This is a genomic window from Xenorhabdus eapokensis, assembly GCF_001908105.1.
In genome coordinates this window covers 76,576-95,746 of record NZ_MKGQ01000013.1, presented here as the reverse complement: position 1 = coordinate 95,746, position 19,171 = coordinate 76,576, and the positions used below count along the sequence as shown (strand labels likewise).

Below are 19,171 nucleotides of genomic sequence, written 5' to 3'. Positions count from 1 at the left end.
TGTTAAAGAGCGTTGGCAACCGGACATCTCTTCCGGGTTGCGAGGCTGCGTATCTTACGCTTTTTGCCTCCGGAGTCAAGCGATTATTTTCGCCTTTCTTCCGCTGCCGTTGCGGCGTGTCTCAGCACATCGTCGGTCAGTGGTGGCGCATTATAGGGAGTTTTACGGATGTGACAATAGTTTTTTTTGAAAATAATTATCGTTTGATTAATTACACAGCAAAATGCCACTTTATACCCACATATAAACAGATTTATCCACAAAGAGATATTTTGATAAAATTTATCGAGCATCGCGCAAACGTTTTCGTTACAATTTGCGCAGGAAAAATCACCAAGTGTTTTTTTCAAATTGTTTTGAAATGTTATTGCCGAAACCATTTTTTCTATCAATCAGTGGATTTTTCCCAATAACACATTCTTGTTTTATGAAATTCAAGGGATCACACCAATGCAACAGCTTCGTCCAATCCGTCGTGCCCTGCTGAGTGTTTCTGACAAAGCGGGGATTGTTGAATTTGCTAAGGCCTTATCCAATCGTGGTGTCGAACTGCTTTCGACGGGAGGCACTGCTCGTCTGCTGGCCGAAGCAGGATTGAATGTCACCGAAGTTTCTGACTATACAGGCTTCCCCGAAATGATGGATGGGCGTGTCAAAACACTTCACCCTAAAATTCATGGCGGCATCTTGGGTCGACGTGGACAGGATGATGAAGTCATGGCACAACACCAGATTTCACAGATTGATATGGTGGTTGTTAATCTTTATCCCTTTGCTCAAACCGTAGCAAAACCAGATTGCTCCCTGGAAGATGCCGTAGAGAATATCGATATTGGCGGCCCAACAATGGTTCGCTCCGCTGCCAAAAACCATAAAGATGTGGCGATTGTTGTCAATAGCCAGGATTATGACAAAATTATCGAGGAGATGGATAACAACCAGAATTCACTGGCACATGCCACTCGCTTTAATTTAGCCATCAAGGCGTTTGAACATACCGCCGCTTATGACAGTATGATTGCCAATTACTTTGGCAAATTGGTTCCACCATATTATGGCGAAACTGATCAGCCATCAGGACATTTCCCTCGCACACTGAATCTTAATTTCATTAAAAAGCAAGATATGCGTTATGGCGAAAACAGCCATCAAGATGCAGCTTTCTATATAGAAGAGCAAATCGCAGAAGCTTCGATTGCGACGGCAACCCAGTTACAAGGTAAGGCACTCTCTTATAACAATATCGCGGATACTGATGCCGCACTGGAATGTGTAAAAAGCTTCTCTGAACCTGCCTGTGTCATTGTCAAACACGCTAACCCTTGTGGTGTTGCGATTGATAGCGATATCCATGCCGCTTATGACCGCGCCTTTAAGACCGATCCGACTTCCGCATTCGGTGGCATTATTGCCTTTAACCGCGAACTCGATGCCAACACCGCTCAGGCCATTATTGAACGCCAATTTGTTGAAGTCATTATTGCGCCTTCTATTAATGAAACGGCTCTGCCAATTCTGGCAACAAAACAAAATGTTCGCGTCTTAGCGTGCGGCGAATGGCATTCACCGGTTGCCGACCTGGATTTCAAACGCGTCAACGGCGGTTTGCTGGTACAAGATCGCGATTTAGGTATGGTGAAAAAAGATGATCTGGTTGTTGTATCCAAACGTCAGCCAACGGAACAAGAGATGCAAGATGCCCTGTTCTGTTGGAAAGTCGCTAAATTCGTCAAATCCAACGCGATTGTTTATGCCAGGGATAATATGACAATTGGTATTGGAGCCGGACAGATGAGCCGTGTTTACTCTGCCAAAATCGCCGGTATTAAGGCGGCAGATGAAGGATTGGAAGTTCAGGGCTGCGCTATGGCTTCCGATGCATTTTTCCCATTCCGTGATGGCATTGATGCCGCCGCTGCTGTGGGAGTGAGCTGTATCATCCAACCCGGTGGTTCTATTCGTGATGATGAAGTCATCGCCGCTGCCGATGAACACGGTATCGCTATGATTTTCACTGGCATGCGCCATTTTCGCCATTAATAGCTTATGTCTTATTAAATAGGAGGCTCAGATGAACATATTGGTTATTGGCAATGGCGGAAGAGAACATGCATTAGCCTGGAAAGCAGCACAATCACCTCTGGCAAGCAAGGTTTATGTCGCACCAGGTAATGCGGGCACCGCATTGGAAGCTAATTTAGAAAATGTGGACATTGCCGCAACAGATATTGAAGGATTACTGGCATTTGCCCAAGATCATGATATTGGCCTGACCATTGTTGGGCCTGAAGCGCCATTGGTTATCGGTGTGGTTGATGCTTTCCGGCAGGCGGGACTGACCATTTTCGGTCCAACAAAGGCTGCTGCTCAATTGGAAGGCTCCAAAGCTTTCACCAAAGATTTCCTCGCACGTCATCACATACCTACAGCGGCCTACCAAAATTTCACAGAAATTGAACCTGCACTGGCTTACTTAGAAAAAGTAGGCGCCCCAATCGTTATCAAAGCCGATGGTTTGGCTGCCGGTAAGGGTGTGGTAGTTGCCACAACCATGAAAGAAGCACAAAACGCCATCAAAGACATGCTGGCGGGTAATGCTTTTGGCGATGCAGGCCACCGTATTGTCATTGAAGAATTTCTGGCTGGAGAAGAAGCCAGTTTTATTGTCATGGTGGATGGCAAAAACGTGGTTCCTATGGCAACCAGCCAAGATCATAAGCGCGTAGGGGATGGTGATACCGGGCCGAATACCGGAGGAATGGGGGCTTATTCACCCGCGCCGGTAGTCACGGATGAGATCCACCAACGAGTGATGGAAAAAATCATTTATCCTACCGTGGCAGGAATGGCGGCTGAAGGTCATACCTATGTTGGTTTCCTTTATGCGGGATTGATGATTGATAAACAGGGTGAACCGAAAGTGATCGAATTTAACTGTCGATTTGGTGATCCCGAAACCCAACCTATCATGATGCGTCTACGTTCTGATTTGGTCGAACTATGTCTTGCCGGAGCCAAAGGCCAGCTAAGTGAAAAAACCTCTGAATGGGATGATCGTCCCGCCTTAGGCGTCGTGCTGGCGGCGGGGGGTTATCCGGCTAACTATGCCAAAGGTGACGTTATTAGCGGGTTAGAGAAGAAATCAGATGCCGATGAATCTGGCATCGAGGAAAAAGTCTTCCATGCCGGGACAGCCCTTAAGGATGGGAATATTATCACCGCAGGAGGACGTGTCTTATGTGTGACTGCCTTAGGTCACGATATTGCCGACGCCCAGAAAAAAGCTTATCTGAGAACCGGACAAATTCACTGGGAAGGATGTTTTTATCGTAAGGATATTGGCTATCGAGCTATCGCCCGTTTGAAGTAGACCAAGAAATAACTCAACCTCCGCCGACGGAAGTAACAGAATTACAGCTTATCTTTCGTCGGTTCCCAACGACAAAAATCATCATTGGCGACCAGCAATAACTTTTTTCCTTCAGACGAATCCAACCATGCAATAGTCAGTAAACCGGAGCTATTACTTTGCCTTTCTTCAAGCCATCTCTGTGCGTGAGGCTCAAATTCAATAAACAATTGTTTTCCTGAACACGAGGTAACTCGTCCACCCTGCCAATGCCCTTGTAGCAACTTCACCTTATCTGCAATTAAAGTGTCACTGATTTTTTCTATCTGCTTAGCATCAAATTTCAAACGAGCCACATCATCATCGGACAACGGTTCATTACGTTCTTGTAATTGCCGGAGCTTAAAAATGACAGAGTTATCTTGGGAGATACGTAACGTCTCTACGATGGGTGGATTATCAAACACATTGCGGCGGATTTGCCACAAGCTACCGTGCCGATATTCGTAAAAAGTAACTATGGTATCTTTATTATGAGGAGTTTTATTGTGGTAAGGGCTGTAAACACTCATGATAACCTGAGGTTTACTGTTTTGATCGTTTAAACGCCATAAACGAATAACACCGTTGTCAGTGACAAAACCGCTGGCACTGAAAAGAGGTGTTGTTGGCTGAATCGAACAGGCGCTGAGCAAAGAGACGACCCCTAATGCTAACAGCCCCTGTAGAATCAACAAAAGGGGTTTATTTTCCCCTCTTATCTTTTTTCGCAATTCGATTACTTAACTGCGTCTTTCAGTGCTTTACCAGCGGAGAAAGCAGGCACGTTTGCTGCTGCGATTTTAATTTCTTTACCAGTCTGTGGGTTACGACCAGTACGTTCTGCACGGTGATTAACTTTAAAAGTACCAAAGCCTACCAACTGCACTGCATCGCCATTTTTCAGAGATTCAGTGATTGCATTCAGAGTTGACTCCAGAGCAGCTTTAGCCTGAGTCTTGGTCAGGTCTGCGCCTGCTGCAATTGCATCAACTAATTCAGTCTTATTCATAGATTATCCTTACAGTGTGTTTATCGTTTGCAAAGCATCGAGTGCGACGGATATGCCGATTTGACAGCACCCCTGCATACACGCACCGATAGCCACTTCTTTTCGCCCCCCAATGTAGAACAGAGTGAGGGCAAATGTGAAGCCTTTAAATGCGGTAAATCAAGCACTAAGTCACGTTTTATACGTTATTGCGCCAGATTTATACCGATATTACTAACCCCCATCTCGCGGAGATCAGCCTTTAATCCTTTAATTAATTCGATGTCCCGTTCTTCGCAATTTGCCAACAAACGGTAAATCTCCCATTGAATGTCCCATTCTTCCTCAATGGCTGGTAATACTTTTAACTCATCCTCGGTCATTTCCCTACCGGCCTGCGTCATTTCCAGCATAGCAACAGTACGGATGGATATTTCACTGACGGCTATTGCATGCTCTAACGTCGAGCCACTCAGACGAGAATGAATTACTTCACTCAATGCAATGCACGCATCAATCGCTGGATACACACCATAAATATCATAATCTTCTGATGATGGGATAATGGTTTCCAATTTTTCCAGCTGATTATCAAAATTCACTTTTGCATCTTTAACGACCAAAATTTCCCACACTAGATCCATAATACGGCGATATTGTACAGGGTCTGCAAACCCGCTTTGGAGACAAAATGCCTGATAATTTGGATACATCCGCTCACATAGACTAGCCATAAAAGTCAAATGTTGCCAACTTTCGAGTTTCTCCAACCGCAGGTGGATCGGGTTTCTTAACATTGGTCGTTACTCATAATGCCTAATTTGCGTCGAAGTTTACCTGAAAATCAAGAATATCCACACTTTTCCGCCACAATTATAGATTTTTCTGCATTGTTTGCTTAAAAAACAACCTATTTGAGGCAATCCCGTCCGCCCAACGGGTGGGTTCAGGCAGTTTATATCCCCTCATACACTGCTCAACCCAAAATACCGCACTATCAATGCTGATCTTATGGCCAAGGGAAATATAGAGCGGATTACAGCTTTTTTTGCTTCTCAATACGACACCAATCTGTTCACCGTGATCCATCAATGGTTGACGGTCTCCCTGAATCTCTCCTATCTGGGCATGTTCACCACACAAACGGCTTTTTGCCACCCCAATGGTGGGAACATCCACTAATACCCCAAAATGACTGGCAATACCAAAACGCCGAGGATGGGCAATACCCTGACCATCCACTATCACCAAATCAGGCCGCAAACTTAATTTTTGCCATGCAGCTATCAATGCAGGATATTCACGAAATGAGAGTAAACCAGGGATATAGGGAAGTACCGTATCAATTCTGGCAATTTGGTATTCGACCAATTCTAGTGAGGGATATTGCAATACCGCAATGGCGGCACGCGTTACCGTACCGCTTTTTTCAAACCCAACATCAGCACCCGCAATGAACCTTGGCGTAAAAGAGGCAGAAAAAATATCATGGCGGATAACCCGCCGTGATTTTTCTATCTGTTCCTGACGTAATGCCTTTGTATCAATCATAGAATCATTGATGGTATTTTACTGAAAGCCTATGCACTGCTTCGACAAATGCACCTGCGTGCTCTGGCGGAACATCCTGATGAATACCATGCCCCAAGTTGAAAACATGCCCACTACCCACACCAAAATCTTGTAAAATTGTCGAAACTTCTTCTTCAATACGTGCTGGCTGGGCATATAGCATGGATGGATCCATATTACCCTGCAACGCGACCTTATCTCCAACGCGCCGACGCGCATCAGCCATATTCGTTGTCCAATCCAAACCCAGTGCATCACATCCTGTCGCCGCCATCGCCTCAAGCCACTGCCCTCCCCCTTTGGTGAACAGGGTAACAGGTACACGACGTCCTTCATGTTCGCGGATCAAGCCATCAACAATTTTATGCATATATTGCAGGGAAAACGCCAGATAATCGCGATGAGACAAAACCCCACCCCAAGTATCGAAAATCATGACAGATTGAGCGCCTGCTTTTATTTGCGCGTTCAAATATAGAATAACGCTGTTTGCCAATTTATCCAGTAACATATGCATTGTGGCAGGCGCCGTATACATCATGGCCTTAATTTTGGTGAAAGCCTTGCTGCTTCCTCCCTCCACCATATAAGTTGCCAGTGTCCAAGGGCTACCAGAAAAACCGATCAAAGGAACTTGCCCTGCCAATGCCTTACGAATAGCCCGCACTGCATCCATAACATAGCCTAACTCCAGTTCTGGATCAGGCACCGGCAATTTTTCTACATCGGCATGACTGTGAATCGGAGAATGAAAACGTGGCCCTTCCCCCGTTTCGAAATACAGCCCCAACCCCATCGCATCCGGAATAGTCAAAATATCGGAAAATAGGATAGCTGCATCTAGTGGAAAGCGGCGTAAGGGCTGGAGGGTGACTTCACAAGCCAATTCAGTGTCTTTACATAACGAGATGAAATCTCCAGCCGCCTGACGCGTCGCTTTATATTCAGGTAAATATCGACCGGCTTGACGCATCATCCATACCGGTGTGATATCGACGGGCTGACGCAATAAGGCACGCAGATAGCGGTCGTTTTTCAACTCATTCATGACAAGCTCCATTGATTAATTTATGCATGACAAACACACGAAAAAACTGGCGCAGTTTAACATGCCTGAATTTGAACTTCTGGCATAACCTCCAATAACGTGATGATTACTGATGACGGCATAATGCAACCGTATCTTCAATTAAACGGCGGGCAATCGTATCAGGGGGAGGAATCAAGGGAAGGTTATCATAACGATACCAATCTGCACTGATAAGTTCGACGGGGTCAACATTGATTTCACCGCTCTCATAATCAGCCAGAAAGCCCACCATCAATGAATTCGGAAAAGGCCACGGCTGGGAAGTAACATAACGCAAGTTACGGATCTTAATTCCGCTCTCCTCCATCACTTCACGATGCACAGCCTCTTCCAGAGTTTCCCCCACTTCAACAAAACCAGCCAGTACGGTATGAACCCCATTGCGATGACGCTGATGTTGTGCCAGCAAAATATGGTCATCACGGCGAATACCGACAATGATACTAGGCGCTATTTGTGGATAGTAATGTTCATGGCAATGGTTGCACAAACAGGCCCATTCACGCTGACTATGCTGCATCTCCTGACCACAGTAACCACAATAGTGATGTGAACGATAAAACTCAGCCAATTGCACACCACGCCCGACCAATTGAAATAACTTATCATTCTGAGCAGAAATTGAACGGGGAGAGGACATATCTGAAGCCATTTTCTGACGCACCAACCAAACCGTTTCCCCTAACCACTCACCGATAGGTTGTGCTATATGGCCTTGCAATGCCCACTGATTGGCCGTACCTAAAGGTAATTCCCCTTGTGGTAGCCAAACCCGATTTTCAAGACTAACAATCCACCAGCCTTGTTCTCTACCTGTCAGTTTTTGTTGCATAATCTGTTCCATCGTTAGTTATGTGATTATTCCCATGATACTTCGCCCAAAATCAACACAAACAAAGCATACGCCTTTTCATCTTATTTCGTCTCCAATCTTGTAACCCTGTTTCTGCATCCTCTTCTGTACGGCCGCCTCTGGATGGAATATTTATGAGAACGAACAAACAATTGGATAGGGTATAATTTTTAGGTTGTAGTTTTTATAATCCCCTTTATACTCTGGGGTGTTTTCTTGTCGGAGTGCCTAGCGTTCAACGTATATCACGATGGACACAGGCTGAGACCGTTAATTCGGGATCCGCAGAACCTGATCGGGCTAATACCCGCGAAGGGAACAAGAGTAATCACCCCGCTGCCAGTCATCGTACATCGATGCAAATACATGTACAGATACCAAACAGCATCAACCATTACTCCCTGCGAGCTCCAGACAAGCAATTTTCTCAACTTAAGCCTGATCAATGAGACAGGCGATAACACAGTCAGGAATTTGCTATGTCTAAGTCCAACAATACCGTTATTTCCGATGCCATTATTCCAACGGCGGATATCTCGCCAAAAGCCCACCCAGCAAGACCACGCAAGGCTCAGCGAGACGCGGCTCAAGCATTTATCCATTCCGTTCAAGGCGTCGCTTTTCCCAATTCAAAGCGCATTTACCTTGAAGGCTCACGTCAAGATATTCAAGTGCCGATGCGTGAGATCCAACTTTCTCCCACATTCATTGGTGGCACAAAAGAAAATCCCCAATTTGAGGAAAACGAACCCGTCCCCGTTTATGACACTTCCGGCGCTTACGGCGATCCAGCGGCCATACTGGATGTCGAGAAAGGTTTACCTAAGCGCCGCCAGCCGTGGATTAATGAACGCGATGATACCGAGCCTGTTTCAGTCCTCAGCTCCGATTTCACGCAACAGCGCCTTACTGATGCCGGACTAGATCACCTGCGCTTTCATCATCGCCCGCATCCACTAAAAGCCAAATCGGGCAAACGGGTTACCCAGTTGCACTATGCACGCCAAGGGATCATCACACCAGAAATGGAATTTATCGCACTACGCGAAAATATGGGGCGTGAACGTATTCACAGTGAAATCTTGCGCCAGCAACATGCAGGGCAAAATTTCGGTGCTAACTTACCGGAAAACATCACACCGGAGTTTGTCCGTCAGGAAGTTGCTGCCGGTCGTGCGATTATTCCCGCCAACATTAATCATCCTGAATCTGAGCCGATGATTATTGGCCGCAATTTTTTGGTGAAAGTGAATGCCAATATCGGTAACTCCTCCGTCACATCCTCTATTGAAGAGGAGGTGGAAAAACTGATTTGGTCTACCCGCTGGGGCGCAGATACCGTGATGGATCTCTCCACCGGACGCTACATCCACGAAACCCGCGAATGGATACTGCGCAATAGCCCAGTTCCGATTGGGACTGTTCCGATTTATCAGGCACTGGAAAAGGTTAACGGCATTGCGGAAAACCTGACATGGGAAATGTTCCGCGATACCTTGCTGGAACAAGCCGAGCAAGGCGTAGATTATTTTACTATTCATGCGGGTGTACTGCTGCGTTATGTACCGATGACCGCTAAGCGCCTGACAGGTATTGTTTCCCGTGGCGGCTCAATTATGGCGAAATGGTGCCTTTCCCACCATCAAGAAAATTTCCTCTACACTCACTTCCGCGAAATCTGTGAAATTTGTGCGGCCTATGACGTCTCCCTCTCTTTAGGGGATGGCTTGCGCCCTGGCTCCATTCAGGATGCTAATGACGAAGCTCAATTTGCAGAACTGCATACCCTCGGTGAACTGACTAAAATCGCATGGGAATACGATGTTCAGGTCATGATTGAAGGGCCTGGGCATATCCCAATGCAACTTATCCGCCGTAATATGACGGAAGAGCTGGAGCATTGTCACGAAGCCCCATTTTATACCTTAGGGCCACTGACGACGGATATCGCCCCTGGTTATGACCATTTTACCTCTGGCATCGGAGCCGCTATGATTGGCTGGTTTGGCTGTGCCATGCTGTGTTATGTCACCCCCAAAGAGCACCTCGGTCTGCCTAACAAGGAAGATGTCAAACAGGGGCTGATTACTTACAAAATCTCAGCCCATGCGGCGGATCTCGCCAAAGGCCATCCAGGTGCACAGATCCGTGACAATGCCATGTCGAAAGCGCGCTTTGAATTCCGTTGGGAAGATCAATTCAATCTGGCGCTTGATCCTGACACCGCCCGCGCTTATCACGATGAAACCTTACCGCAGGAATCCGGCAAAGTTGCCCACTTCTGTTCCATGTGTGGACCAAAATTCTGCTCAATGAAAATCACCCAAGACGTGCGCGACTACGCCGCAAAACTGGAACAAGCCGCGGGTATGGAACAGATGTCAGAAGAATTCCGCTCCCGTGGCAGCGAACTCTATCACAGTGCGGAGGAGGTAGCGCATGAAAAATCAGCCTGATATTCCAACACTCCCACAAGCCCCTTTTACCTCAACCGTGCCCCGATTGGGGCTTTATCCGGTGGTGGACTCCCTGATGTGGATTGAGCGATTACTGGAAGCCGGTGTCAGAACTCTGCAATTGCGTATCAAAGACCGGTCGGAAGAACAGGCGGAGAAGGGTATTCAATCCGCCATCGCGCTTGGTCGCCAATATAACGCTCGTTTGTTCATTAATGATTATTGGCGTCTGGCAATCAAGCATCAGGCCTATGGCGTTCATTTGGGGCAGGAAGACCTCGATACCGCCGATCTCAATGCCATCCAGCAAGCCGGATTGCGTCTGGGTATTTCTACTCACGATCAACAAGAACTGGCGCGGGCAAAATCCCTGTGCCCCTCTTATATCGCGTTAGGGCATATTTTCCCTACCACCACCAAAGAGATGCCCTCATCCCCGCAAGGCCTTGCAGCATTAAAACATCAGGTGGAGAGCACACCGGAATATCCTACTGTCGCCATTGGTGGCATTTCGCTGGAACGAATACCCGATGTGGTGGCAACAGGAGTCGGTGGCGTGGCACTGGTCAGTGCTATTACAAAAGCGAAAGATTGGCGACAGGCAACAGCCAGATTACTTCATCTGGTTGAAGGGCAAGATCGGGGGCTTTTATGTTAAACGATCAAGAATTTATGCGTTACAGCCGCCAATTACTGCTGGAAGACATTGGCCCCGAAGGGCAAGAGAGACTAAAAGCTAGCAAGGTACTGATTGTCGGCCTGGGCGGATTAGGATCACCGGCTGCGCTCTATCTCGCGGCAGCAGGGGTAGGAAATCTTTATCTGGCAGATGATGACACATTGCATATCTCAAACCTGCAACGCCAGATTATCTACCGCACAGCAGATATTCCTGCCAACAAAGCCCAATTAGCAGCCAAACAACTGGTTAAGCTAAACCCGCAAATCAATATCACGTCACTAACTGTCCGGCAAGATCGTGACTCTTTGGTTAATGCTGTCAATCAAGTCGATCTGGTTTTGGATTGCTGTGACAACATGGCAACTCGCCATGCTATCAATGCTGCCTGTATTGCCGAAAATAAACCACTCATCAGCGGCAGTGCCGTCGGCTTTAGTGGGCAATTAATGGTATTGACTCCCCCTTACCAGCACGGTTGCTATGCCTGCCTCTATCCTAATCAAGAAGAACCTCAGCGCAATTGCCGAACAGCCGGTATCTTAGGCCCTATCGTTGGAGTCATCGGCACTTTGCAATCCTTGGAAGCGATAAAAATGCTGGCTGGCCTTTCTTCTTCCTTAGACGGAAAACTCCGGCTGTTTGATGGCAAACAGCAAAGCTGGAGCACATTACAGCTTACTCGCTCATCGCAGTGCCCAATTTGTGGCGCTACCAGACAGGCCGATAAAAAACGGTTAGGAAAAGAAATCGCATGAATATTATCGTCAACGATCAACCAATGACCCTGAATGCCCCCATGACAGTGCAACAGTTTCTGGAACATCAATTGCTGGAACATATAGAACGCACGCAATCAGGGAGCGCTTTGGCTATCAATCAAACCATTATTCCGCGTTCAGAGTGGCAAACCCATCAGATTAATGACGGGGACACCATCTTGCTGTTTCAGGCCATTGCTGGTGGCTGATCTTGCCGGAGGTTATTTTATGTTAAAAATTGCAGATACTCCCTTCCAATCCCGCCTATTTACCGGAACAGGCAAGTTTGCCAATGCAGGATTAATGATCGACGCGATCCGTGCCTCTGGTAGCCAACTGGTAACAATGGCAATGAAACGCCTCGATCTTCACGGCAAAAATGACGATGGCATTCTTGCACCACTGCAACAGTTGGGTGTCAAACTGCTACCCAATACCTCTGGAGCCAAAACCGCAGAAGAGGCCATCTTCGCCGCTCGCCTCGCACGGGAAGCGTTGGGAACTCACTGGATTAAATTGGAAATCCATCCCGATGTAAAATACCTGCTGCCCGATCCCATTGAGACACTAAAAGGGGCAGAACAGCTAGTCAAAGAAGGATTTGTCGTTCTGCCTTACTGTGGCGCTGATCCTGTACTGTGCCGCCGATTGGAAGAAGTTGGCTGTGCGGCCGTGATGCCATTAGGTGCCCCTATCGGCTCAAATAAGGGGTTACTGACCCGTGATTTTCTACACATCATCATTGAACAGGCCAATGTACCAGTTGTTGTGGATGCAGGGATCGGAGCACCGAGCCATGCGCTGGCTGCCATCGAAATGGGGGCAGATGCGGTACTGGTTAATACCGCCATCGCTGTTGCCCGCAATCCCGTTAAGATGGCTCAGGCGTTCAGAACCGCCATTGAAGCCGGCGAACTTTCACATCAAGCCGGCGTAGCAAGCCAGAAATCCCATGCTGAGGCTTCCAGCCCACTGACTGATTTTCTGGGGGTGCTATGACAAACCAAACATTTAGCCAGCGCTGGCAACAACTGGATTGGGATGACATCACCCTACGCATCAACAGTAAAACATCACAGGACATTGAACATGCACTAAACAGTGCTCGCTTGACGTTGGATGACTTTATCGCCCTGCTCTCCCCCGCTGCACTGCCTTATCTTGAGCCACTCGCCCAACGCGCACAACAACTCACTCGCCAGCGTTTTGGTAATACCGTGGGATTTTTTATCCCACTCTATCTTTCCAATCTGTGTGCCAACGATTGCACTTATTGTGGTTTCTCCATGAGTAATCACATTAAGCGCAAAACACTCAATGAGCAGGAGATTGAAGCAGAATGCCTTGCGCTGAAAACACTAGGATTTGAGCATGTTCTCTTGGTGACAGGGGAACACCAAAACAAAGTCGGTATGGATTATTTTCGCCGCTATCTTCCCTTGATCCGCCGTCATTTCAGCTCTGTCTCAATGGAGGTTCAGCCACTGGCGCAAGAAGAATATGCTGAACTGAAAACATTAGGATTGGATGGCGTGATGGTCTATCAGGAAACCTACCATCAACCCAGTTATCAACTGCACCATTTGAAGGGCAAAAAGCAGGATTTCCATTGGCGATTGGAAACACCTGAACGCCTTGGACGAGCGGGCATAGATAAAATTGGGCTAGGTGCCCTGATTGGACTATCCCACAATTGGCGAACCGATTGTTATATGGTAGCGGAGCACCTCCTTTTTCTGCAAAAACAGTTCTGGAAAAGCCGTTATTCCATCTCCTTCCCGCGACTGCGTCCCTGCGCTGGCGGCATAGAACCCGCTTCGTTAATGAATGAAGCCGAATTGGTACAACTGATTTGCGCATTCCGCCTGCTGGCACCGGATGTAGAGCTTTCCCTTTCCACCCGTGAATCACCGTATTTCCGCGATCACGTTGTTCCTCTCGCGATCAACAATATCAGTGCAGGTTCCAAAACCCAGCCAGGCGGTTATGCTGATGAACACCACGAGCTGGAACAATTCGCCCCCCACGACAATCGTTCTGTTTTTCAGGTCGCCGAAGCCTTGGTCAAATCAGGTTTACAACCCGTCTGGAAAGATTGGGATAATTACTTAGGGCGATGATTTTTTAGGTAGGCAGTTTTTATTTGGGTATGCTGCAATCGCGGCATATCTTCTTATAAGGTGCAAAAATATAATCACAATAGATGCGGAAAAAGGGAATGCATCCCTTGAGACAATACTTCACAAAGAAATACATTAACGAGTTGGTAGAAGAAATTAAGGAAAGTGTTTCTCTTTGGCCTAAGTTAGCCAAAGAGAATGAAGTACCCATATCATTGATAGATGAAGTTGAATCAAACCTTCGTCTGGATATTTAATTAAGTGACTAACTTAAATCATGCAGGTGCTTTTTCAACGATGATGTTAGCCTAAAGTCGGAAAACCTCACCTGCAATCCTTCCCGTTCCGGCGAGCAGCACATCGCCCCGACAAAAATCCGCTGATTGCCAACGGTAAAAGGAGACAATCTCAATAACGGCCATGTCACACCATCGGTGGAATACTGCAACCTAATAGCGCCATCATGGTAAGTCAGCCGTAGCCAAAACTTCTCTGGATTACCAGGGAAAATTCCCATAGCCCAGTCAGAACAGCCATTGGTTAATACACTACCGATGGTCGCTTGCCCATCAGAATGTTCAACACCCGCTTTTAGCCAATGTTGCTCATCCACCAATAACATCACACCCGCCTGATCGTATAATTGCTCAAACTGGCCTTCGATACAAAACTGGAAGGTAAAACCGTCTTCAAGGTTAAAATCATTAATATAGCCGCCAAAGACATGACCACTGTGACGCTGAAAACCATACCATGTATCACGCCAGAAATCGGTTTTATTATCCGTCATGACATGAAGTTCATTATCCTGACATCGCCATGAAGCAGGCTCGTTCAACCAATGACATTGCTGCAAATTCATCAATATTTACCCTGTTATTCTTTGGTAGGATTAATCAAACCATATCCCGCTAACAATGCAAGGGAAAGCAAAGCAATACAGGCAAAAGCACCATGTAATGTTACCTGATGTGCCAAGCCGCCAATAATGGCTGGTCCAAGCAAAATCCCTGAATACCCCATTGTAGAAACGGCGGAAACTGCCAACGCATCAGGCATCACTTTCTGCCGACCCGAAGCAGTGAAAAACATTGGAGCCAAATTGGATAATCCTGCCCCTATCATCAGAAAAGAAATTCCCAATTGGGTCGTGCTGGATGCCAAATAGATCAAAACAAAACCTGACGTCGCTAAAATTGCACTGCCTAAAAACACGCGCCGATACCCACAGGCCGCAATAATTTTATCACCCAAGAATCGTCCCGCCGTCATGGTAATGGCAAACAAAGTATAGCCAAAACCCGCCTGATGACTGCTTATGTTATGTACACTGCTTAACAAGATCCCGCTCCAATCCAGCATGGAGCCTTCCATCAAGTAAACGACAAAACAAAGAGAGCCAATCAGGATAACAATGCCACGCGGTAAGGCAAAAAACGGGGTATCTTCCGTTTCGGTGTTATCCAGCATGCCATACCATGTTGGCAACAATAGCAGAATAACGAATACCGCTACGCCAATAGTGACCTGCAAAGGTAAGATCCCCAAAAACAACAATACGCTGACAGTTCCGGCTCCCGCAATCCCACCTAAGCTGAACAATGCGTGAAAGCCCGACATAATCGGCTGATGTACTCTTTTCTCAATATTAACCGCATGAATATTGATAACCACATCTGTTGCCCCAATTCCCATACCGAACACAAACAAGGCACAAGACAGTGTTAGTGGCGTTGAGAGCACACTTAAACTCGGCAATATCAAAACAGCCAATAAAGCAAAAAAGGTAAAAACCTTCCGGCAGCCAAAGCGGGTCGCCAACATTCCCGCGATGGGCATCATAATAAAAGAACCAATACCAAACACCAGTATCAGTAGCCCCATTGAACCATCATCCAGACCCAGCCTTTCCTTCACCAATGGGATCAGCGGCGCCCAACTCGCAATACTGAATCCCGCAATAAAAAACGAAATTCGCGTTGCTATGATAGGCTGCTTTATTGAAGAGACTGTATATTCTTCAGACAAATTGACTCCTCCAAACCATACCTCTTAAAACCATACCCTTTAAAACCATACCTTTTGAACAACGCTTTCCGTCAATTCTGGCGGAAAGCGCCAAATATGGATCTTCAATAAAAAATCACTTGATATTTATCTCTGAAAACTGGGGAATATCCGTTAATCTCTCAATGACGCGGGAAGCTTGCCCATACTGCTCTGCCACCGACAACGCATGGGGCCAGGCATATATCCACGGAATACCCGCCTGTTTTGCCGCTGCGATCCCCAAATCCGTATCTTCAATCACCAACGTTTGCCGAACATCCATCTTCTTCAATTTCAACATAGCCAAATAAGGATCAGGGAAGGGTTTCGTTCTTTCCACATCATCGCCAGAAATCAAAGCAGGTGGTTCATGTAGATCCAACAAACTAAGATTGGCCAAACACACATTACGCGGCGCAGTCGAAACAAACCCAAAGTTAGTGCCATTTTGTTGCAAAGCGGCAATCAAATCAGTAATTCCCTGACGCAAATAATGTACAGATAATTTCTCTTGATAATGCGAAATAATTTTTTCAGTAATACCTTGCTGCATTGATGGAGGAAAACCAACCCTATCTAATGTTTCCACCAAACTTAACCCAATTAATTGCTGAGGTTGAATATCACTTATTTGGGCAAATGCCTGTTTGCTTAATTCATTACTTAATACATCAAGCAATACATCAAAATGCAGTTGTTCACTATCGACAATAACTCCGTCGATATCAAAAATAACATTGCACCTATTCATTGAAGTCGTCCATTATTTTAGGTCAGAAATACGAATCAATACCTTACAGTTTGGTGCACTGAGAGGAACTTGAGTCTTTGATGCAATATCACAGCCGACAGTCAGAAAAGCCTGTTGGTAATCCTTAAAATCAAAAATCTGGCTGATAAAACGCTTAACGGGGATGACACCATCACGGATCATGGCATAAGCACGTTCAAAACTGTTATTCAGGGAATCAATGGAACCTATTACTGAAAGACTTTTATCTGCAATTTTCATAATGTCCAAATTGGCATGTTTGTCTTTCAGGGCAACATTTAATAATTTTCCGCCCGGCGCCAGATGATCAAAAATATATTCAGTCAACTGCCCCGTCGTATCCACACATAAATCAATCAGGGCTGACGTATCGCCATATTCCTGCATTAAGGCTTCATTAAAGTCAGAATACAACTGGCATTCTGGCGGCAAATTATTTCTTGCAAACTGAATTCGGTTCTCATTTTTTTCGACCATAAAGGCTGTTACGCCCCGTTCATACAACGCCCAAATGTACAACATCCCCATAGGGCCAGCGCCTGCCACTGCCGCACGAATATTCGTGTGAGTGATCCCTAATTTATCCACCCCAGTTATTGTGCAGCTTAGTGGTTCAGTCAGTGAAGCTTCCTCCATACTGACGTGATCATCCAGCTTGATAAGCAAATTTTCTTTTGCCAAATATTGCCCTGCGAATGCGCCATCATAGGAAACCCCTGCTTCCGTTCCCAGTTTTTTCTCACAATGGTTAGGGCTGCCTGTCTGACACATCCGGCAATGCCCACAAAAGTAAGTCGGGTTGACGACAACCCGATCACCCACCTGAAACTGAGTCACACCGCTACCGATTTGGGATACCACGCCCGTGGTTTCATGCCCCAAAGTGGTTCCCGAAATTGCAACAGGATAAGCACCAGTAATAATTCCCACATCCGTGCCACAAATACCACACACGGCAATATCAACAACAACATCATCGGGTTCAATGCAAGACAAAGCTTCAACTTGCTGAATCTCAACATCCCAGGCTTGATGATATTTAAGTGCTAACATGATACGGCCTCCTTATGTCCCTGTGTGGTAGCCGTTAATTCTGAGAAAGTCAGCTCCAGTTTATGCAGAATTTCTGCCAAATGTTCCTGTGTGCAAATCAATGGTGGACGAACTTTAATTGCCCTTCCTTTACCATAACGGGAGCCACGTAAGATCAAATGATGGCGGTTGGCAGTAGCAATCACCTGCGCTGCAAAATCTGGGGTTGGTGTGTCAAAACCATACATATACCCCACCCCTCTCACTCCTGTAATTTCTGGATATCGCTCCTGTAATTTCAACAAACCATCACGCAAGTAGGCTTCATTTTGTTGCACATTTTCCAAAACATGATCATCTTCAATAATGTCGATGATTTCGTTAAGAGCGACCAAAGAGAGCGGGTTAGCACCAGAGGTACTGGAGTGTTCGAATGATTCCAGGATATCCAGTGAATGACGCATCAATACACCACCAGTGGGAATACCAATACCCCCTGCTCCTTTGGCGAAGACGATGATATCTGGCTCCAATTCTTTGGCATAACCCGTCGATGCGAAGAACGTACCTGTGCGGCCAAAACCTGTTTGTACTTCATCCGCGATAATGATGATGCCATGCTGGCGACAGATTTCTCTAAGCTTCCGGTAGAAAGCCACCGGAAAAACCAGGTTTCCGCCATTCCCCTGAATCGGTTCAATAATCAGACATGCAATATTGTCATTAGAGCCTAATTGAATAAACTGTTCTAAATCGACAAATTGCTCTCCACTCGGCTCTGATTGCCCCGCTAATACACTGGCTGGTGCAGGAATTTTTATTGAACCATCAATAGTTATATGGAAGTCTTTAATTCTGAACGCATTACCGGAGATTTGGGCGGTTGCAAGAGACTGCCCATGATGAGCAAGAAAGAGCGAAATAACGCCTGAGCGTCCCGTTGATTTTTGCGCAATACGAATAGCACATTCAACAGCCCCCGATCCAGACACATCGCGCAGCCAGATACGATCAACACCTTCAGGTGTATATTTAATTAATTTACTCAAAATGTATTGTGACATTTCACGTGTATAAGCTGAGCTCAAATGTGTACATCTATCAATTTGTTGTTTGAGTTTTTCAGCGATCCGATTATTCGTATAGCCAAGCGGCAAATTAAACGTTCCCGATGCCGCATCAATATATTTTTCACCATCAATGCTCAAATAAGGACCATGACCAATAAAACGAGAAAGCATACTTTCAAGATGATTTTTGTTTTCCATAATGACTCACCACTATTAGTTACATTAAACGACTCGTTATATAAAACAACGAAAAGCCATACCTACTGTGATGAGACTAGATTAAGCACATCCAAATTTTATTTCGATCACGAAAACACCATAAAAAATATTAAGCAAAT

At 46.1% G+C, this 19,171-nt stretch carries 20 protein-coding genes and 1 riboswitch; of the genes, 9 read left to right on the top strand and 11 right to left on the bottom strand.

Features of this window, described 5'->3' with window-relative positions; translation table 11 throughout:
• From Xedl_RS31625 to purD, 3 genes are all read left to right on the top strand, one after another.
• The coding region (locus Xedl_RS31625; protein WP_208605046.1) for a hypothetical protein at positions 1 to 413 on the top strand (413 nt) is incomplete at its 5' end.
• Between the two features lie 37 nt (positions 414 to 450).
• Positions 451 to 2,040: a bifunctional phosphoribosylaminoimidazolecarboxamide formyltransferase/IMP cyclohydrolase gene (gene purH, locus Xedl_RS11005; protein ID WP_074023735.1), complete on the top strand. Its 1,590-nt coding sequence runs from the start codon at positions 451 to 453 to the stop codon at positions 2,038 to 2,040.
• Between the two features lie 31 nt (positions 2,041 to 2,071).
• Positions 2,072 to 3,370: a phosphoribosylamine--glycine ligase gene (purD, locus tag Xedl_RS11000; protein ID WP_074023734.1), complete on the top strand. Its 1,299-nt coding sequence runs from the start codon at positions 2,072 to 2,074 to the stop codon at positions 3,368 to 3,370.
• A 41-nt stretch (positions 3,371 to 3,411) separates the two neighbouring features.
• Here purD and Xedl_RS10995 read toward each other — a convergent pair whose 3' ends face one another.
• The 6 genes from Xedl_RS10995 to nudC form a co-directional block, all read right to left on the bottom strand.
• On the bottom strand, positions 3,412 to 4,086 hold the full coding sequence (locus tag Xedl_RS10995; RefSeq protein WP_244149698.1) for a DUF1481 domain-containing protein: 675 nt from the start codon (positions 4,084 to 4,086) through the stop codon (positions 3,412 to 3,414).
• A 41-nt stretch (positions 4,087 to 4,127) separates the two neighbouring features.
• The gene (gene hupA / locus Xedl_RS10990; protein ID WP_010848914.1) at positions 4,128 to 4,400 is read right to left on the bottom strand and encodes a nucleoid-associated protein HU-alpha; all 273 of its coding nucleotides are present in this window, start codon (positions 4,398 to 4,400) and stop codon (positions 4,128 to 4,130) included.
• 185 nt (positions 4,401 to 4,585) lie between these two features.
• Positions 4,586 to 5,176 (bottom strand): YjaG family protein, encoded by a 591-nt coding sequence (locus tag Xedl_RS10985; RefSeq protein WP_074023733.1) that lies wholly within the window; start codon positions 5,174 to 5,176, stop codon positions 4,586 to 4,588.
• Between the two features lie 76 nt (positions 5,177 to 5,252).
• Positions 5,253 to 5,930 carry a deoxyribonuclease V gene (gene nfi / locus Xedl_RS10980; RefSeq protein ID WP_074023732.1) on the bottom strand — a complete coding sequence of 226 codons (678 nt, stop codon included), beginning with the start codon at positions 5,928 to 5,930 and terminating at the stop codon, positions 5,253 to 5,255.
• Between the two features lie 4 nt (positions 5,931 to 5,934).
• Positions 5,935 to 6,999, bottom strand: coding sequence for a uroporphyrinogen decarboxylase (gene hemE, locus Xedl_RS10975; protein WP_074023731.1), 1,065 nt, complete (start codon positions 6,997 to 6,999; stop codon positions 5,935 to 5,937).
• Positions 7,000 to 7,105: 106 nt separating this feature from the next.
• The gene (gene nudC, locus Xedl_RS10970) at positions 7,106 to 7,873 is read right to left on the bottom strand and encodes an NAD(+) diphosphatase (protein ID WP_208605045.1); all 768 of its coding nucleotides are present in this window, start codon (positions 7,871 to 7,873) and stop codon (positions 7,106 to 7,108) included.
• A gap of 231 nt (positions 7,874 to 8,104) precedes the next feature.
• Positions 8,105 to 8,229: riboswitch (TPP riboswitch) on the top strand.
• Positions 8,230 to 8,373: 144 nt separating this feature from the next.
• On the opposite strand from nudC, the gene thiC reads away from it, so the two are divergent.
• The 6 genes from thiC to thiH are packed head-to-tail and all read left to right on the top strand — an operon-like array spanning position 8,374 to position 13,910.
• Positions 8,374 to 10,350, top strand: a complete 1,977-nt coding sequence (gene thiC / locus Xedl_RS10965) for a phosphomethylpyrimidine synthase ThiC (RefSeq protein ID WP_074023730.1) — start codon at positions 8,374 to 8,376, stop codon at positions 10,348 to 10,350.
• Positions 10,334 to 11,008: a thiamine phosphate synthase gene (thiE, locus tag Xedl_RS10960; RefSeq protein WP_074023729.1), complete on the top strand. Its 675-nt coding sequence runs from the start codon at positions 10,334 to 10,336 to the stop codon at positions 11,006 to 11,008. The genes thiC and thiE overlap by 17 nt, the downstream gene beginning before the upstream one ends.
• On the top strand, positions 11,002 to 11,787 hold the full coding sequence (locus Xedl_RS10955; RefSeq protein ID WP_074023728.1) for a HesA/MoeB/ThiF family protein: 786 nt from the start codon (positions 11,002 to 11,004) through the stop codon (positions 11,785 to 11,787). The genes thiE and Xedl_RS10955 overlap by 7 nt, the downstream gene beginning before the upstream one ends.
• Complete coding sequence (gene thiS / locus Xedl_RS10950; RefSeq protein WP_074023727.1) at positions 11,784 to 11,999, top strand: sulfur carrier protein ThiS; 216 nt, start codon at positions 11,784 to 11,786, stop codon at positions 11,997 to 11,999. The genes Xedl_RS10955 and thiS overlap by 4 nt, the downstream gene beginning before the upstream one ends.
• A 19-nt stretch (positions 12,000 to 12,018) precedes the next feature.
• On the top strand, positions 12,019 to 12,789 hold the full coding sequence (locus Xedl_RS10945; protein ID WP_074023726.1) for a thiazole synthase: 771 nt from the start codon (positions 12,019 to 12,021) through the stop codon (positions 12,787 to 12,789).
• The gene (thiH, locus tag Xedl_RS10940; RefSeq protein WP_074023725.1) at positions 12,786 to 13,910 is read left to right on the top strand and encodes a 2-iminoacetate synthase ThiH; all 1,125 of its coding nucleotides are present in this window, start codon (positions 12,786 to 12,788) and stop codon (positions 13,908 to 13,910) included. The genes Xedl_RS10945 and thiH overlap by 4 nt, the downstream gene beginning before the upstream one ends.
• Before the next feature lie 265 nt (positions 13,911 to 14,175).
• Here thiH and Xedl_RS10935 read toward each other — a convergent pair whose 3' ends face one another.
• The 5 genes from Xedl_RS10935 to Xedl_RS10915 all read right to left on the bottom strand — a co-directional run bounded on the left by Xedl_RS10935 (position 14,176) and on the right by Xedl_RS10915 (position 19,031).
• Positions 14,176 to 14,772 (bottom strand): DUF1349 domain-containing protein, encoded by a 597-nt coding sequence (locus Xedl_RS10935; RefSeq protein WP_074023724.1) that lies wholly within the window; start codon positions 14,770 to 14,772, stop codon positions 14,176 to 14,178.
• 14 nt (positions 14,773 to 14,786) lie between these two features.
• On the bottom strand, positions 14,787 to 15,938 hold the full coding sequence (locus tag Xedl_RS10930) for an MFS transporter (protein ID WP_074023723.1): 1,152 nt from the start codon (positions 15,936 to 15,938) through the stop codon (positions 14,787 to 14,789).
• Positions 15,939 to 16,053: 115 nt separating this feature from the next.
• Positions 16,054 to 16,710 carry an HAD family hydrolase gene (locus tag Xedl_RS10925; RefSeq protein ID WP_074023722.1) on the bottom strand — a complete coding sequence of 219 codons (657 nt, stop codon included), beginning with the start codon at positions 16,708 to 16,710 and terminating at the stop codon, positions 16,054 to 16,056.
• A gap of 12 nt (positions 16,711 to 16,722) precedes the next feature.
• The gene (locus tag Xedl_RS10920; protein WP_074023721.1) at positions 16,723 to 17,784 is read right to left on the bottom strand and encodes a zinc-dependent alcohol dehydrogenase; all 1,062 of its coding nucleotides are present in this window, start codon (positions 17,782 to 17,784) and stop codon (positions 16,723 to 16,725) included.
• Positions 17,778 to 19,031, bottom strand: coding sequence for a class-III pyridoxal-phosphate-dependent aminotransferase (locus Xedl_RS10915; protein ID WP_074023720.1), 1,254 nt, complete (start codon positions 19,029 to 19,031; stop codon positions 17,778 to 17,780). Before Xedl_RS10915 ends, Xedl_RS10920 begins: the two co-directional genes overlap by 7 nt.
• Positions 19,032 to 19,171 lie beyond the last annotated feature (140 nt).

Coding starts and splice junctions, on each gene's coding strand:
- purH (WP_074023735.1), top strand. CDS start 451: ATGCAACAGCTTCGTCCAATCCGTCGTGCCCTGCTGAGTGTTTCTGAC.
- purD (WP_074023734.1), top strand. CDS start 2,072: ATGAACATATTGGTTATTGGCAATGGCGGAAGAGAACATGCATTAGCC.
- hupA (WP_010848914.1), bottom strand. CDS start 4,400: ATGAATAAGACTGAATTAGTTGATGCAATTGCAGCAGGCGCAGACCTG.
- Xedl_RS10985 (WP_074023733.1), bottom strand. CDS start 5,176: ATGTTAAGAAACCCGATCCACCTGCGGTTGGAGAAACTCGAAAGTTGG.
- nfi (WP_074023732.1), bottom strand. CDS start 5,930: ATGATTGATACAAAGGCATTACGTCAGGAACAGATAGAAAAATCACGG.
- hemE (WP_074023731.1), bottom strand. CDS start 6,999: ATGAATGAGTTGAAAAACGACCGCTATCTGCGTGCCTTATTGCGTCAG.
- nudC (WP_208605045.1), bottom strand. CDS start 7,873: ATGCAACAAAAACTGACAGGTAGAGAACAAGGCTGGTGGATTGTTAGT.
- thiC (WP_074023730.1), top strand. CDS start 8,374: ATGTCTAAGTCCAACAATACCGTTATTTCCGATGCCATTATTCCAACG.
- thiE (WP_074023729.1), top strand. CDS start 10,334: ATGAAAAATCAGCCTGATATTCCAACACTCCCACAAGCCCCTTTTACC.
- Xedl_RS10955 (WP_074023728.1), top strand. CDS start 11,002: ATGTTAAACGATCAAGAATTTATGCGTTACAGCCGCCAATTACTGCTG.
- thiS (WP_074023727.1), top strand. CDS start 11,784: ATGAATATTATCGTCAACGATCAACCAATGACCCTGAATGCCCCCATG.
- Xedl_RS10945 (WP_074023726.1), top strand. CDS start 12,019: ATGTTAAAAATTGCAGATACTCCCTTCCAATCCCGCCTATTTACCGGA.
- thiH (WP_074023725.1), top strand. CDS start 12,786: ATGACAAACCAAACATTTAGCCAGCGCTGGCAACAACTGGATTGGGAT.
- Xedl_RS10935 (WP_074023724.1), bottom strand. CDS start 14,772: ATGAATTTGCAGCAATGTCATTGGTTGAACGAGCCTGCTTCATGGCGA.
- Xedl_RS10925 (WP_074023722.1), bottom strand. CDS start 16,710: ATGAATAGGTGCAATGTTATTTTTGATATCGACGGAGTTATTGTCGAT.
- Xedl_RS10920 (WP_074023721.1), bottom strand. CDS start 17,784: ATGTTAGCACTTAAATATCATCAAGCCTGGGATGTTGAGATTCAGCAA.
- Xedl_RS10915 (WP_074023720.1), bottom strand. CDS start 19,031: ATGGAAAACAAAAATCATCTTGAAAGTATGCTTTCTCGTTTTATTGGT.